This window comes from Actinosynnema sp. NPDC002837, assembly GCF_040295345.1.
Lineage (GTDB): Bacteria > Actinomycetota > Actinomycetes > Mycobacteriales > Pseudonocardiaceae > Actinosynnema.
Genome location: NZ_JBEOVG010000017.1, coordinates 56,478 through 71,051, shown reverse-complemented (window position 1 = coordinate 71,051; position 14,574 = coordinate 56,478). Strand labels below are relative to the sequence as shown.

Sequence of the window (14,574 nt, the reverse complement as noted above, 5' to 3'; positions counted from 1 at the left end):
AAGCTGACGAGCGACTTGCTCCGGTCCGGGTCGGAAGCGGACCGGGTCGGCTCGCGGTCGGCGGGAGTGCGGCGGGTGCTCGTGGGGTGGTCGGGGCGGAGCGGGAGGGGGCGTTCACGGCTCGGTCCTCGCGCGGCCGAGGTAGAGGTCGCCCAGGCGGTGGTCGGCCAGCAGGGTGGGGGCGGGGCCCGCGAGGTGGACGCGGCCCAGGTCCAGGACGCAGCCCAGGTCGGCGATCTCCAGCGCACGCCTGGCGTTCTGCTCGACCAGCAGCACGGCCGTGCCCGCGTCACGCATCCGCGCGATCTGCTCGAACACGGTCGCGGTGGACTTCGGGTCCAGGCCCATCGACGGCTCGTCCAGCAGCACGACCCGCGGCCGGACCATGAGCGAGCGGGCGAATTCCACCTGCTTCTGCTGACCACCCGACAACGCGCCCGCCAACGCGTCCCACCGCTCGCCGACCACCGGGAACAGCGACCGCACGAAGTCGACCCGCTCGGCCACCACCGCCTTGTCCCGCACGGTGTACGCGCCGAGCACGACGTTCTCCCCCACGGTCATCTCGCGGAACACGCTGTGCCCCTGCACGACGTGCGACAGGCCGTCCGCCAGCAACGACCGCGGCCCGCGCCCGGTGACGTCGCGACCGTCCAGCACGACCCGGCCGGCACGCGGCGCGAGCAGCCCGCTGGCCACCTTCAGCACGGTGGACTTGCCGGCGCCGTTCGGACCGACCAGGCACACCACGGACGCCGGCGGCACGCGCACCGTCAGCCCGCGCAGCACCAGCGCCGCCCGGCCGTAACCGGCCTCGACGTCCACGAGCTCGAGCAGGTCAGCCGCCAAGGTAGGCCGCCAGCACGAGAGGGTCGGCACGCACCACGTCCGGCGGCCCCGAGGCGATCGGCCTGCCCCGGTCGAACACGACCACGTGATCGGACAAGCTCATCACCACGTCCATGTTGTGCTCCACGATCAGGAACGTCCGGCCTTCGCCGTTGAGCGAGCGCACCAGCTCGCCGATCCGCTCGATCAACGCCGGGTTCACGCCGCCGGCGGGCTCGTCCAGCAGGATCGTCTCCGGCTCCGCCATCAGCACCCCCGCCAGCTCCAGCAGCTTCTGCTGCCCGTAGGACAGGTCACGCGCCTCGACGTCGGCCAGGTGCTCGATGCCGACCCGGGTCAACCACCCCATCGCGCGGTCCACATCGGACTTGCGGCGGGCCGGCGCCAGCGCGCGCAGCACGGAGCCGGGCCGCACCGCCGCCAGCAGGTTCTCCACGGCGGTCAGGCGCGGGAAGACCCGGCACAGCTGGAAGCTGCGGCCGATGCCCGCGTGCGCGATCTTGTGCGCGGGCCGTCCGGTGAGGTCGCGGCCGTGGTAGGTCACCGTGCCCGCGTCCGGCCTGACCATCCCGGTGACGCAGTTGAAGAACGTCGTCTTGCCCGAGCCGTTCGGCCCGATCAACGCGTTGACCCGGCCGTGCCGGAACCGCACCGAAGCACCGTCCACCGCCCGCACCCCGCCGTAGGACTTGGTCAGCCCCTCGACGCGCAGCCCCTTCACCGGCGCACCTCCTCGGCCAGCTCCTCCTGCGTGACCTCGCGGATCGACGCCTGCCCCGGCCGCAGCCGCGCCACCAGCCCGCGCAACGCCGGGATGATCCCGTCCGGCAGGAACAGCACCACCACCGCCAGCAGCACGCCCATCGCGACCAGGTGCAGCTGCGTGTCGCCGTACTGCGCCTTGAAGAACTCCGTGGCATAGCCGACGACGACCGCGCCGACCAACGGCCCGAACAGGCTCCGCACGCCGCCGAGCAGGCTCATCAGCACCATGTTCGAGCCGACCAGGATGGAGAACTGGAAGATCGGGTCGAGGAAGCCGAACCACAGCGCGTACAGGCCGCCGCCCAGCGCGGTGAAGAACGCCGACACCACGAACGCCGCCAGCTTGTACCGGACCGTCGGCACGCCGAGCGACCGCGCCTTGTCCTCGTCCTCGCGGATCGCCTTGAGCCCCATGCCGAAGCGCGACCGGTCGACCAGCCACCAGCACAGCAGCATCACCGCGAGCAGCACGGCGTGCAGGTGGAAGAACCGCTGGTGCTGCTCGGGCCGGAGCACCTCCGCGCCGAACGGCCGCGGCACGCGCAGCCCGTCCGAGCCGCCCGTCACCGACTCCCAGCTCTGGAACACCAGCAGCAGGACCAGCACCACCGCGATCGACACGATGACGAACGACGCGCCGCGCACCCTCAGCGCGGCGATGCCGATCGGCACCGCGAGCGCCGCCACGACCACCCCGCCGAGCAGGAAGGCGAGCCACGGGTCCACGTCCGCGCGCAGGACCAGCAGACCGGTGGCGTAACCGCCGAGGCCGGAGTACGCGGCGTGGCCCAGCGAGATGTAGCCGGTGAACCCGCCGACGAAGTTCCACGCCGTGGCGAGCACCGCGTAGCTGATGATCACCACGCCGACCGAGAGCACGAACGGGTCCGACGCCAGGCTCGGGAACGCCACCAGGAACGCCGCGAGCACCACCAGCCCGACGGCCTTCAGCACCACCTCAGAACCGCTGCGCAAGGCGGCCTCCGAAGAACCCCCGCGGGCGCAGGATCAGCGTCACGAACAGGGCGGCGTAGAAGAACGTCTGCGCCCACGTCGTGCCCAGCGGCAGTTGCAGCAGGTTCTGCCCGACGCCCAGCAGCAGCGCCGCGACGGCCGCCCCGCCGACGCTGCCGAGCCCGCCGACCACGATGATCGCCATCAGCGGCCCGATCCAGTGCCAGTGCAGCGACGGGTAGATCGTGGCGTCCAGCGCCAGCGCGGTCCCGCCGACGGCGGCCGTGGCCAGGCCCAGCCCGAAGCCGTACCCGGCCACCCGGTCGGTGTCCACGCCGAGCAGGCGCGCCGCCTCGCGGTGCTGCATCGTGGCCCGCAACGCCTGGCCGAACCGGGTGACCTTGAGCAGCACGTGCAGGCCGGCCAACGTCACCACCGCCAGCCCGAACGCGATCAGCTTCACCACCGCCACGCTCGCGCCGAACAGCTCCAGCCGGGCGCCCGAGTAGGACAGCGGCACCCGCCGGTGCGTGCCGCTGAACACCAGCCCCAGCGCGCCCTCCACCACCAACGCCACCGCGAACGTGAGCAGCACCGACATCATCGTCAGCGTGGCCGGCCGCAGCCGGGCCACCAGCAGCCGCTGCACCGCCACGCCGACCACGAAGAACAACGGCACCGTGGCCACCAGCGACAGCATCGGGTCGAGCCCCGTGCCCACGGTGAACGCCCACGCCAGGTACGCCGCCAGCACCAGGAACGCGGAGTGCGCGATCATCACCACGCGCATCACGCCGAAGTAGAGCGTCAGGCCGGCGGCCAGCAGGGCGTAGAGCCCGCCCATCAGCACGCCGAGCACGAGGCTCTGGAAGACGAGGGACACCCGGCCTCACCACGCGGGCTTCGGGTAGACCAGCTCGGCTTCCCGGGCCTCGGCGGGCAGCACGATGCGGATCTCGCCGCCCACGTACTGCTGGATCAGGTGTGCGCCTTGGGGCCGACCGGCCGAGTCCCACCGCAGCGGACCGACGACGGTGCGCACCTCGTTGCCGTGCAGCCAGTCGATCATCTTGCGCTGGCACGACTCGGACGGGTCGGCGCAGCCGGCGGCCGTGACGGCGGCGGCGACGACCTGGCCCGTGGTCCAGGCGTTGGCCTCGTCCTCGGTGGGCGCGGCGCCGTGCTCGCGGGTGTAGAAGTCCACGAACTCCTTGTTGGACGGGTAGTCCGCCTCGGGCGTGTAGCCGGTCGGCGAGAGGATGCCCTCGGTCTGCGCGCCGATCGCTCTCGGGAACTCGGGGTTGGTGGGCGCGGTGGAGAACGCGGCCAGCTTCGGCTGGTAGTCCAGCTGCCGCAGGGCGACGATCAGGTTCACCGCGTCCTGGTACTGCGTGCCGCCGACCACGACGTCCGCGCGCGAGTCGGCGATCTTGGCCGCGATCGAGCCGAAGTCGGTGGTGTTGGGCGGGTACACCTCGTCCACCACGGTCCGGATGCCCGCCGCGGCGAGCTTCTCCTTCAGCCCGTTGGCCGTGCCCTGGGCGAACGGGTCGTCCATCGCCGCGTACGCCGCCGTCCTCGGCCGGGTGGCCTCGGGCATCGCGATGATCGCCTCGGCCAGGTGGTCGTAGTGGTCCTGCGCGACGGCGGGCGCGGCGTAGAACAGGTTGTCGAAGCCCTGCTCGAAGACCTCGCGCGCGGCGCCCGCCGGTTCGACGAACAGGAAGCCGTAGTCGCGGGCCACCTGCGCGGCCGGGATGACCAGGCGGGTGGAGAACGGGCCGAAGACGAGGTCGACGCCGTCGGAGTTGATCAGCTTCTCGTAGTCGGCGGCCACGCGGTCGGCGTTGGACTGGTCGTCCAGGACGATCAGCTCGACCTGGCGGCCGAGGAGCCCGCCGTTGGCGTTGACGTGCTCGGCCCACGCCTCGTAGCCGCGCTGCACGCCCTTGCCCGGCTCGGAGAAGTCGCCGGTGAGCGGCAAGGAGACGCCGACGCGGATCGGACCCTGGGCGCCCGCTCCGCCCTCGGCCGGTCGGCCGCCGAAGCACCCGGAGACCAGCAGCGCCACGGCCGCGCCGAGGGCGGCGATCCGGAGCCCGTGAGCGATGTCCATCGTCCACCCGTCGTCGAGGGATGAGGTAAGCGCTTTCCGAGCATAGGAAGGCCGCAGTGATGTGACAAGGACCCGAAATAATTCCACGCGACCCATAATCGTTCCGCATTGTCGAACCGCACTTCCCCCAGTTCCACGTGAGTGACCCTCATGATGTGTCCGAATGTCGTAATACTTCCGGACCACCAATCGAAACGTGCCCACAAAGGCAGCGGGGACATACGCCGTTACCCACCGTCACCGCTTTTGCCCATCGCGCACCGCGATCCGCGCCTGGCCCGGATCCGCGATTTCCGCAGCCTCGGGGCCGTTCATGGTCAAGGTTGTGACCAGGAGTGATGCAAAGGTAACACTGTCTCGATCACCGGCCGTGGCGATCGGGACCCATGCCTCACACGCGCATTTCACACGACCGCCGACACGCAGCGGCGGAAGCCCGAAGCGACCTGGTACAACGGTATTGCCGACCCACTCCACCGAGTGTGTGATGGGCGCGAAATCGTGGCAGGCCGCACAACGCACCGGGAATCCGTGCTGCCGGAAAAACCGGCGAAATACAAACATGGGGGAACACCAGTGAGCTTCGCCGCCCGGACGACCAGCTACTTCACCACCCCGCAGCACGAGCGGCTGCGCGCCGAGGTGCGCGCGTTCGCCGAGGCGGAGGTCGCGCCGGCGGTGGCCGGCATGGAGGAGTCCAGAGCCGTCCACGTCGAGTTGTCCCGGCTGATCGCGCGGCAGGGCTGGCTCGGCGTCACCGTCGAACCGAGGTACGGCGGCATGGGTCTGGGCCACCTGGCCAAGACCATCATCATCGAGGAGCTCTCCCGCGTCAGCGGCGCGATGGGCGCCATGGTGCAGGCGTCGCAGCTGGGCGTCGCGAAGATCGTGCACTTCGGCGACGAGGAGCAGAAGCGGCACTGGCTGCCGCGGGTGAGCGACGGCCGGTGCCTGCCGACCATCGCGGTGACCGAGCCGGAGGCGGGTGGGCACGTGCTCGGCATGGCCGCCACCGCCGAGCGCGTGGGCGACGAGTACGTCCTCAACGGGCGCAAGGTGTTCGTCGGCAACAGCCACGTCGGCGACCTGCACGGCGTGGTGGTCCGCACCGGGCCCGGCTCGCGCGGCCTGTCCGCGTTCCTGGTGGAGGCGACCGCGCCGGGCTTCTCGCTGGCGCCGCACCAGCCCGCCCTCGGCCTGCACGGCTTCAGCTTCGGCGAGCTGGTCTTCGACGACTGCCGCGTGCCGGCGGGGAACCTGCTGGGCGCCGAGGGTGACGGCCTCGCCGTGGCCTACTCCTCCAGCGTCCTGTACGGGCGGCCCAACCTGACCGCCGTGTCGCTCGGCATCCACCGCGCGATCGTGGAGCAGACGGTCGAGTTCGCGAGCAGCCACCGGCGCTACGGCGAGCCGCTGTCCGAGCTGCCCACCGTGAAGCAGAAGCTGGGCCAGATGCAGTCCCAGCTGATGACCGCGCGGCTGGCCGCGTACTACGCCGCGCACCTGCTCGACCAGGGCGTCCCGTGCGACGCGGACCTGATCAGCGCCAAGCTGCTCAACGTCGAGTCCTCTTTGGACTCCGCGCGCACGGCGATGGAGGTGCACGCGGCGTACGGGCTCGATCCCGGCCGCACCGTCGAACGCCTGCTGCGCGACGCCAACCACATCTACTCCCCCGCCGGCACGTCGGACATCCAGCGGCTGCGGCTGGCCGAGGTGGCCCTGGGCACCTACCGGGACCAGTGGTCCGCCCGGCTGTCCGACAAGCTGCGCGCGAGCAGCGCGGGGCTGGAGCGGATGACGCTCGTGGCGGGCGAGCCGGTGAACCTCCCGATCGGTCAACCCGCGGTCGCGACGTCGCACTAGCGCCGGGGTCGCACTGGTGCCGGGGGCCTCCGGGACGTTCCGCCCGTCCCGGAGGAGCCCGGCACTAGCGCGGCTCGCCCAGCTTGACGGCCACCACGCCGCCGAGGATCAGCGCGCCGCCGGCCAGCTGGACCGGGCCCGGCGCCTCGCCGAGCAGCAGCCACGCGAAGAGCAACGCCATCACGACCTCGGTCAACGCCACGAACGACGCCAGCCGCGAGCCGAGCCGCCTGGTCGCGGCGATGCCGGCGACGTACGCGAGGGCCGCCGTCACCACGCCGAGCGCGAGCACCGGCAGCCACCACGCCACGGTGAACCCGTCGAACGCGACCGGCGCGGCCGACACCGCGAACGGCACGACCCCGACCGCGCCCGCCAGCAGCAGCACCACACCGCCCAGCAGCAACCCGCCCGCGGCCAGCACGGTCCCGGGCAGCCCTTCCGCGTCACGCGCGTTGAGCACGAAGTACACCGCCGCGCCCACCATCGCGGCCAACGCCCACAGCACGCCGACGACGCTGACGTGCGCGCCGGACACGACGTCGAGCACCAGCAACAGCCCGAGCAGGCCAAGCACGCCGCCGAGCACCGTCAGCCGGGTCGGCCGCTGACCGTGCCGCAGCCACAACCAGCCGACCACGGCCACCGGCGCGGTGTACTCGACCAGCAGTGCGACACCGACCTCCATGTGCGCGACGGCGTTGAAGAACGCCAGCTGGCAGCCCGCCACCGCGACCAGCCCGTACGCCGTGATCAACGGGGCGATGCGCCGCAGCAGGCGCCACCGGCCGCGCAGCTGCACGACCGCGATCGGCGCGAGCACCGCCGCGGCCAGCAGGACGCGCACCGCGACCGCGGCGGCGGAGGACCAGCCCGCGTCCATCAACCCGCGCGCCAGCGGCCCGGACAACCCGAAGGACGACGCGGACAGCAGCGCGAACCCCAACCCGGCCCGCAGGCCGCCCACCTGCACGTCATGTGTCATCGTCGCCATGACCCATGACGCTATGGACCTCGGGAGTAATCTGTCAACATGCTTTTCACCCATGACACGACCGCGTCGCTCGTCGCCGCGGTCGCCTTGGTGAACTCGGCCGAGGAGCCGGACACGATGACCGACCAGGCGCAGCTGGACGCGTTCTTCGCCGAGCACGGCTACACCGGCTCGCGCGCGCACGACGCGGCGGAACTGGAGGCGGTGCGAGCGCTGCGCGGCTCGTTGCGGCGACTCCTGACCAGCGACCGCGACACCGCCGCCGGGATCGTGAACGACATCCTGGCCACGCACCGGGCCGTGCCGCGGCTCGTGCGGCACGACGGTTTCGACTACCACCTGCACGCCACCGACCCCGCGACGCCGCTGGCCGACCGGATCGCCGTCGAGACGGCCATGGCGATGGTCGACGTGATCCGCGCCGACGAGCTGAGCCGCCTCTCCGTCTGCGCGGACGAGACGTGCGGCGGGCTCGTGCTCGACCTGTCGCGCAACCGCTCGCGCCGCTATTGCAGCACGACGTGCGGGAACCGGATCGCCGTCGCGGCTTATCGCGCCCGCCGGAACTGAGACCTTTTCGCACTTCGACCTCGAAGGAGAGCACTAGGCGAATCCAGTGAGCCACATCACTCGATTGGCGGCCTCGCCACCGGACTGATAATGATTACCATTCCCTCAGTCCCGGTCCGACGCCCCCTTCGGAGGAGCACGCGTGGCGCACTTGTTGATGATCGAGAGCTGGGTCGGCGCGATGAGTTCGTTGCTGCCACGGGCGATCCACGAGTCCGGCCACCGGTTCACCTTCCTCACCCGCGACCTCCAGCACTACCTGCGCGCCGCGCCCGCGCACCCGCACCCGTTGCTGGCGGCGGACAACGTGCTCACCGCCGAGACCAACGACGTGCCGTCGCTGCTGTCCTATGTGGAGCGACTTCACGGGGTGCTGGCGTTCGACGGCGTGATCTCCTCCTGCGACTACTACCTCTCCACCGTCGCCACCGTGGCCGCGCACCTCGGCCTGCCCGGCGCGGACCCGAAGGCCGTGGAACGCGCCTACCGCAAGGACCTCACCCGGGCGACCACCTCGGCGGCGGGCGTGCCCGGTCCCCGGTTCGCGCTGACGCGGGACTGGCCCGCGACCGCGAAGGCCGCCGCCGAGCTGGGCTACCCGCTGGTGGTCAAGCCGGTCGACCTGTGCGCGGGGATGCACGTGCGCGAGGTGGGCGACGAGACCGCGCTCCGCGAGGCGTACCTGGCGCTGGAAGCGTTCCCGGTCAACGCGCGGGGTCAGGAGCGGGTGCCGACCGTGCTGCTGGAGGAGTTGCTGGTCGGCCCCGAGGTGAGCGTAGAGACGGTGACCGCGGCCGGCACGACCTACGTGATCGGGGTGACCGACAAGAGCCTGGCCGGGCGGCCGTGGTTCGTGGAGAGCGGCCACATGTTCCCGGCCGCGGTGAGCGAGGCCGACCGGGACGCCGCCGTGGACACCGCCGTGAGCGCGATCGACGCGCTGGGCCTGGACCACGCGGTCGCGCACACCGAGGTCAAGCTGACCGCCGACGGCCCCCGGCTGATCGAGGTCAACCCGCGCCCGGCCGGCAACCGGATCACGGAGCTGGTGCGCCGCGTGACCGGGGTCGACCTGCCGTCGGTGTTCGCCGAACTCGCCGTCGGCCGCCAGCCCGACCTGCGGGCCCGGGAGACCGGCGTGCGCAGCGCGGCCGTCTCGTTCCTGCTGCCGCCGCGGGCGGGCGTGGTGGCGGGGATCGACGGTGCGGAGGCCCTGGCCGCGAACCCGGAGGTGGTCGACTGGGCCGCGAAGCCCGCCGGCCACCGCGCCGGCGAGCCGACCAGCAACAACAGCTACCTGGGGCACGTCATGGTCACCTCCCCCGACACCGACGCCCGGGCTCGCGCCGAACGCGTCGTCGGCACGCTGGACGTCCGCTACGCGGAGGACCTCGCGTGACCGGGCAGGCAGACCGAGTCCCCGGCCGCCGCCACACGACCGGACACCGGGCAGCCGCGCGAGCAGGCCGGGTCACCAGCAGTCCCGACCTCCGACACCCCGCCGGACACCGCGCAACCGCCCGACCCGACCGGACGCCGGGAGGAGTGGCGTGACGGCGCAGGCAGACCGGCGTCCCCTGTCAGGCGTCACCGAGCTGGTCGCGCTGGCGCGAGCGGGCGCGGTGGGGCCCGACCCGGCCGACTGCCGGGTCAGCGTCGCGTTCACCACGAGGCAGGGCGCGCGGCACGTGTCGCGTGGCCAGGTGTACCGCAACACCGTGGTCAGCGTCCGGGTCGGTGACGCGGTCGGCTCGTGCGCGGTCGAGCCCGAGGGCGCGGACGACGCCGCGGTGACGGACTGCGTCGGCGAGACCGTCGCCGACCTGCTCGCCCACCCCGACACCGCGATCCGCACGGCGGTGCTGGACGCGTACCTCATGCACGCGCACCCGCACCACCTCTCCGCCGCGCGGCACGTCGTGATCGGCGCCGGCGACTCGCTCACCAAGTCCATGGCCCGCGCCTCGGCGGTGGTCGACCTGCTGGACGCCGCGCCGGGACAACGCGTGCTGGTCGTCGGCGTGGTGAACTCGCTGCTGCACCACCTGCGCGCCCGCGGCGTCGAGTACGTGCCGTGCGACCTCAAGGGCGGTCGCACCGAGTGGGACGAGCCGATCGTGACCAACGCGCTCGCCGCCGTCGCCGACTGCGACCTGGTGCTGGCCTCCGGCATGACGGTCGGCAACGGCAGCTTCGAACCGCTGCTGCGCGCGACCGCCGCGACCGACCGGCCGCTGGTGGTGTTCGCCCAGACCGCGAGCGCGATCGTGCCGTGGTTCCTCGGCTCGGGCGTCACGGCCGTGTCGGCGGAGCCGTTCCCGTTCTTCTGGCTGCACGGCGGCCCGACCACGGTGCACCACTACACCGCCCCGGGACGGGCCCGGTGACCGTGCTTCCCCGATCGGGCATACGCAACCCCCACCTGTTCGACCTGCTCGGCAACACCCCGGTCGCCCGCATCGACACGCCGCTGCCCCACCGGCACGGCGGGTTCTGGGCGAAGCTGGAGTGCCTGAGCGCGGGCGGGATGAAGGCCCGGTCGGCGGTCGCGATGCTGTTAGCCGCACGGGAGCGCGGCGAGCTGCGCCCCGGCGCGGTGGTCGTGGAGTCGACCAGCGGCACGCTCGGCCTCGGGTTGGCGTTCGCCGGCCAGGCGCTGGGCCACCCGGTCGTGCTGGTGGTCGACCACGAGCTGGAGCCGTCGATGCGCGCCCTGCTGCGCGCGCACGGCGCGCGGCTGGAGGTCGTGGACCGGCCGCACCCCACCGGCGGCTGGCAGCAGGCCAGGCTGGACCGGCTGCACGCCGTGCTGCGCGGGCTGCCCGGCGCGTACTGGCCCGACCAGTACAACAACCCCGACAACCCCGCCGGGTACGCGGGCCTGGCGCGGGAGCTCGCGGCCCAGCTCGACCACGCGGACGTGCTGGTGTGCAGCGTCGGCACGGGCGGGCACAGCGCCGGCGTCGTCACGGCCCTGCGCCGGCACTGGCCGGACGTGCGGCTGATCGGCGTGGACACGGTCGGCTCGACCATCTTCGGCCAACCCGCCCGGCAACGGGTCATGCGCGGGCTCGGCAGCAGCATCCACCCCCGCAACGTCGCCTACGAGGAGTTCGACGAGGTGCACTGGCTCGGTCCGGTCGAGGTGGTCGACGCGTGCCGCCGACTGGCGCGGGACTGCTTCGTCACCGGCGGCTGGAGCACGGGCGCGGTCGCCCTGGTGTCGGCGTGGGTGGCGCGCGTCGAGCCGGGCGCGACCGTGGCGACGATCTTCCCGGACGGCCCGCACCGCTACCTCGGCACCATCTTCGACGACGACTTCTGCCGGTCGCGGGGCCTGCTGGGCACGCCGGAGGACCGGCCGGTCGAGATCGCGGACACCGGCGAGGTCGAGGTCACGAGCTGGGCCCGGTGCCGGTCGGTCTACGCGCCCAAGGCCGTCGGGGTGCCGGCGTGAAGCTCGACTGGGCGGTCTACGGGCTGGAGCTGCGGTCGCCGTTGCGCATCTCGCGGTCGGTGATGGCGCGTCGTGACGCCGTGCGCGTGGTCGTCGAGTGGGACGGGGTCCGCGGCCACGGAGAGGTCGTCACCAGCCAGTACTACGGGCTGGACGTGGAGCGGATCACCGGTCTGCTGCACGCCTTGGCGCCGGTGGTCGACTCGTGCGCCGACCCCGACGAGCTGCGTGGGCGCTTGCCCGAGCTGCCGCCGGGCGTGCTCGCCGCCGTGGACGCCGCGCTGTGGGACCTGACGGCGTTGCGCGCCGGGGTGCCGGTGCACGCCTCGGTCGGCGTTCCACAGTGGACGGACGTGCCGACGGCCCGCACGATCGGCATCGTCGCGCCGGACGACGCCGCCGCCGAAGCCGCGGCGCTGGCCGCGCGGGGGTTCACCGTGCTGAAGGTCAAGGTCGGCTCGGCGGACGACGTCGCCAGGGTCTCGGCCGTCCGGTCCGCCGCGCCCGAGGTCCGCCTCATCCTCGACCCGAACGGCGGCTGGACGGCCGAGGAGACCGTGCGGGTCGTCGACCAGCTCACCGGTGTCGACGCGGTGGAGCAGCCGCTCGCGCCCGGCCGGTGGGACGAGCTGGCGTGGCTGCGCGAGCGGTGCGCGGTGCCGTTGATCGCGGACGAGGACGCCGCCACCGTCGCCGACGTGCGGGCGCTGACGGGTCTGGTCGACGGGGTGAACGTCAAGCTGGCCAAGTGCGGCGGGATCACCGCGGCCCGGGAGGTCGTCGACGTCGCGCGCGGGTGCGGCCTGGACGTGATGCTCGGCTGCCTGGTCGCCAGCTCGCTGGGCATCGCGCCCGCCGTGCACCTGACCGGCTACGCGCGGTGGGTCGACCTGGACGGCCACCTGCTGCTGGCCGACGACCCGTGGACCGGCATCGGCGGCGAGGACGGCACCCTGCGCCTGGCGGGCGTGCCCGGTCTCGGCGTGGCGCCCGCCACCACCGCATCGGGCGGGGTCGTGCGCCGATGAGGCGGTTCCCGCTGTCCGTGCGCCTGCTGCTGGTCAACCAGTTCGGCGTGAACACCGGCTTCTACCTGCTGATCCCCTACCTCGCCACGCACCTCGGCGACCTCGGCCTGTCGGTCGCGGCCATCGGCGCCGTGCTCGGCGTGCGGACGTTGAGCCAGCAGGGGCTGTTCCTGTTCGGCGGCTCGGCGGCCGACCGGCTCGGGCCCCGCCGGGTCATCATCGCGGGCTGCGCGGTCCGGGCCGTCGGGTTCGGGCTGTTCGCGGCGGGCGAGTCGGTGGCGGTGCTGCTGGCCGCCTCCGTCCTCAGCGGACTGGCCGGCGCGTTGTTCAACCCTGCCGTGCGCGCGTACATCGCCGACGAGTCGTCCGACCGGGCGGGCGCGTTCGCCCTGTTCAACGTCTACGGGCAGGCGGGCGCGCTGACCGGGCCGCTGCTGGGCGGCCTGCTGATGCTGTGGGACTTCCGCGTCGCGGCACTGGTGGCGGCCGGGATCTTCGCCGCGCTGACGGTCGCGCAGGCCGTCGTGCTGCCCGACCGGCAGGCGGCGCCGCACCGGGGCACGGTGCTCGACGACTGGCGCGAGTGCCTGTCGGACCGGCGGTTCCTGGCGTTCACCGGCGCGCTCACCGGCATGTTCGTGCTGCAGAACCAGCTGTACCTGGTGCTGCCGCTGGAGGCGCGGCGGCTGTCCGGCTCGTCGTTCGCCGTCGCGGCGCTGTTCCTGGTGTCCACCCTGGCCACGCTGCTGTTCCAGGTGCGCATCACGCGTGCGCTGGACCGGCTCGCGCGCGGTCGGGCCATCGCGCTCGGGCTCGCCGTGATGGGGCTGGGTTTCGTCGCCACGGCGGTGAGCCACGTCGGCCCGCTCGGCGGCATCACGCCCGTGCTGGTCGCCGCGCTGCTGCTGTCGGTGGGCGTGATGATCGCGCACCCGTTCGTCTACGAGCTGATCCCCGCGTTCGGCCGCACCGGTCTGGCCGGCACGTACTTCGGCGTGTTCTACCTGGTCTCCGGCCTGGCCGCGGCCCTGGGCAACGCGGCGATCGGCTGGGTGTTCGGCCGGTCGGCCCCGGTGGCGTCGCTGCTCTGCGTCGGCGTCGGGCTCGGGTGCGCGGCGGCCGTGGCCTGGCTGCACCGCCGTGGCGCGCTCACCGTGAAACGAGAGGTGGCCCGATGAGCGAGAACCTGCTGACCGACAACCCCGGCCTCTACGAACGGCAGTTCCCCGATCCGGACCACGTCGCCGCCCGCTTCGCGCACGACGTGGTGACCAGGTTCGGCGGGGGGCGCACCCTGCTGGACGTCGGCTGCGGCACCGGCCGCGACGCGGGCCACCTGGCCGGGCTCGGCTACGAGGTGGTCGGGCTGGACAGCTCCGAGCGCATGGTCCAGCACGCCCGCGCGCACCACCCGGCGGTCGGGTTCGTGCTCGGCGACATGCGGTCGTTCGCGCTCGGCCGGCGCTTCGACGTGATCACGTGCCTGGACAGCGCGCTGCTGTACTGCCACACGAACGCCGACCTGGACGAGTTCCTGCGCCGCTGCCGCGACCACCTCGAACCGGGCGGCCTGCTGGTGGCGGAGATGCGCAACGGCGCGTTCTTCCTGGGCAACACCGAACTGCTCGACGGCGTCCGCACCCGCACGGTCGTCTGGGAAGGCGTCTCCTACACCTCCCACACGAGGCTCTGGATCGACCACGCCGCCCAGCTGCTGCGCCGCCGCCGCGAGTGGTGGTGGCCCGGCGCGCAGCCGCTCGTGCAGCGCTCGGCGTGGCGGCTGCTGTTCCCGCAGGAGCTGCGGCACTTCCTCGACCACGCCGGTTTCGACGTGCTCGCCCTGTTCGACGCGCCGGGGCCGCGCACCGAGCCATCGTGGGCGCCCGACGAACCGGGGACGGCCGACGTCGAGTTGAGCGAAGCCCTGTCCGGAGACCGCCTGCACCTCGTCGCGCGCCTGCGCCACTGAAAGGAA

At 72.8% G+C, this 14,574-nt stretch carries 14 protein-coding genes; 8 read left to right on the top strand and 6 right to left on the bottom strand.

All coding sequences use genetic code 11. From position 1 onward, the window contains the following. Positions 1-114: 114 nt before the first annotated feature. From ABTZ99_RS15490 to ABTZ99_RS15470, 5 genes are read right to left on the bottom strand one after another with little or no spacing between them, the layout of a single operon-like run. On the bottom strand, positions 115-849 hold the full coding sequence (locus ABTZ99_RS15490) for an ABC transporter ATP-binding protein (RefSeq protein ID WP_499611815.1): 735 nt from the start codon (positions 847-849) through the stop codon (positions 115-117). Beyond that, positions 839-1,570: an ABC transporter ATP-binding protein gene (locus tag ABTZ99_RS15485; RefSeq protein ID WP_499611813.1), complete on the bottom strand. Its 732-nt coding sequence runs from the start codon at positions 1,568-1,570 to the stop codon at positions 839-841. Before ABTZ99_RS15485 ends, ABTZ99_RS15490 begins: the two co-directional genes overlap by 11 nt. After that, positions 1,567-2,589, bottom strand: a complete 1,023-nt coding sequence (locus tag ABTZ99_RS15480) for a branched-chain amino acid ABC transporter permease (RefSeq protein WP_498772137.1) — start codon at positions 2,587-2,589, stop codon at positions 1,567-1,569. Before ABTZ99_RS15480 ends, ABTZ99_RS15485 begins: the two co-directional genes overlap by 4 nt. Continuing rightward, a complete protein-coding gene (locus ABTZ99_RS15475) occupies positions 2,573-3,451 on the bottom strand; it encodes a branched-chain amino acid ABC transporter permease (protein ID WP_499611810.1) in 879 nt (292 codons plus the stop codon). Before ABTZ99_RS15475 ends, ABTZ99_RS15480 begins: the two co-directional genes overlap by 17 nt. Before the next feature lie 6 nt (positions 3,452-3,457). Next, a complete protein-coding gene (locus tag ABTZ99_RS15470; protein WP_499611808.1) occupies positions 3,458-4,684 on the bottom strand; it encodes an amino acid ABC transporter substrate-binding protein in 1,227 nt (408 codons plus the stop codon). Between the two features lie 576 nt (positions 4,685-5,260). Between ABTZ99_RS15470 and ABTZ99_RS15465 the strand changes: the two genes are divergently transcribed. Beyond that, positions 5,261-6,550 (top strand): acyl-CoA dehydrogenase family protein, encoded by a 1,290-nt coding sequence (locus ABTZ99_RS15465; RefSeq protein ID WP_499611805.1) that lies wholly within the window; start codon positions 5,261-5,263, stop codon positions 6,548-6,550. Positions 6,551-6,614: 64 nt separating this feature from the next. On the opposite strand, the gene ABTZ99_RS15460 is transcribed toward ABTZ99_RS15465, so the two are convergent. Further along, positions 6,615-7,544, bottom strand: a complete 930-nt coding sequence (locus tag ABTZ99_RS15460) for an EamA family transporter (RefSeq protein WP_498772130.1) — start codon at positions 7,542-7,544, stop codon at positions 6,615-6,617. Positions 7,545-7,583: 39 nt separating this feature from the next. Here ABTZ99_RS15460 and ABTZ99_RS15455 point away from each other — a divergent pair, with 39 nt between their 5' ends. The 7 genes from ABTZ99_RS15455 to ABTZ99_RS15425 all read left to right on the top strand — a co-directional run bounded on the left by ABTZ99_RS15455 (position 7,584) and on the right by ABTZ99_RS15425 (position 14,568). Beyond that, positions 7,584-8,114, top strand: coding sequence for a CGNR zinc finger domain-containing protein (locus ABTZ99_RS15455; RefSeq protein WP_498772128.1), 531 nt, complete (start codon positions 7,584-7,586; stop codon positions 8,112-8,114). Between the two features lie 142 nt (positions 8,115-8,256). After that, entirely contained in the window at positions 8,257-9,513 is a 1,257-nt protein-coding gene (locus tag ABTZ99_RS15450) for an ATP-grasp domain-containing protein (RefSeq protein WP_499611801.1), read from the top strand. A 151-nt stretch (positions 9,514-9,664) separates the two neighbouring features. After that, positions 9,665-10,501 (top strand): Rossmann-like domain-containing protein, encoded by an 837-nt coding sequence (locus ABTZ99_RS15445; RefSeq protein WP_499611798.1) that lies wholly within the window; start codon positions 9,665-9,667, stop codon positions 10,499-10,501. After that, positions 10,498-11,571: a PLP-dependent cysteine synthase family protein gene (locus ABTZ99_RS15440; RefSeq protein WP_499611795.1), complete on the top strand. Its 1,074-nt coding sequence runs from the start codon at positions 10,498-10,500 to the stop codon at positions 11,569-11,571. Before ABTZ99_RS15445 ends, ABTZ99_RS15440 begins: the two co-directional genes overlap by 4 nt. Then, the gene (locus ABTZ99_RS15435; RefSeq protein ID WP_499611793.1) at positions 11,568-12,599 is read left to right on the top strand and encodes a dipeptide epimerase; all 1,032 of its coding nucleotides are present in this window, start codon (positions 11,568-11,570) and stop codon (positions 12,597-12,599) included. The genes ABTZ99_RS15440 and ABTZ99_RS15435 overlap by 4 nt, the downstream gene beginning before the upstream one ends. Then, on the top strand, positions 12,596-13,777 hold the full coding sequence (locus tag ABTZ99_RS15430; RefSeq protein WP_498772118.1) for an MFS transporter: 1,182 nt from the start codon (positions 12,596-12,598) through the stop codon (positions 13,775-13,777). The genes ABTZ99_RS15435 and ABTZ99_RS15430 overlap by 4 nt, the downstream gene beginning before the upstream one ends. After that, positions 13,774-14,568, top strand: coding sequence for a class I SAM-dependent methyltransferase (locus tag ABTZ99_RS15425; protein ID WP_499611790.1), 795 nt, complete (start codon positions 13,774-13,776; stop codon positions 14,566-14,568). The genes ABTZ99_RS15430 and ABTZ99_RS15425 overlap by 4 nt, the downstream gene beginning before the upstream one ends. The last annotated feature ends 6 nt before the right edge of the window (positions 14,569-14,574 follow it).

What these genes read in the sequence shown, in the direction of transcription:
- ABTZ99_RS15470 (WP_499611808.1), bottom strand. Translation starts at nt 4,684, where the DNA reads ATGGACATCGCTCACGGGCTCCGGATCGCCGCCCTCGGCGCGGCCGTG.
- ABTZ99_RS15460 (WP_498772130.1), bottom strand. Translation starts at nt 7,544, where the DNA reads ATGGCGACGATGACACATGACGTGCAGGTGGGCGGCCTGCGGGCCGGG.
- ABTZ99_RS15455 (WP_498772128.1), top strand. Translation starts at nt 7,584, where the DNA reads ATGCTTTTCACCCATGACACGACCGCGTCGCTCGTCGCCGCGGTCGCC.
- ABTZ99_RS15430 (WP_498772118.1), top strand. Translation starts at nt 12,596, where the DNA reads ATGAGGCGGTTCCCGCTGTCCGTGCGCCTGCTGCTGGTCAACCAGTTC.
- ABTZ99_RS15425 (WP_499611790.1), top strand. Translation starts at nt 13,774, where the DNA reads ATGAGCGAGAACCTGCTGACCGACAACCCCGGCCTCTACGAACGGCAG.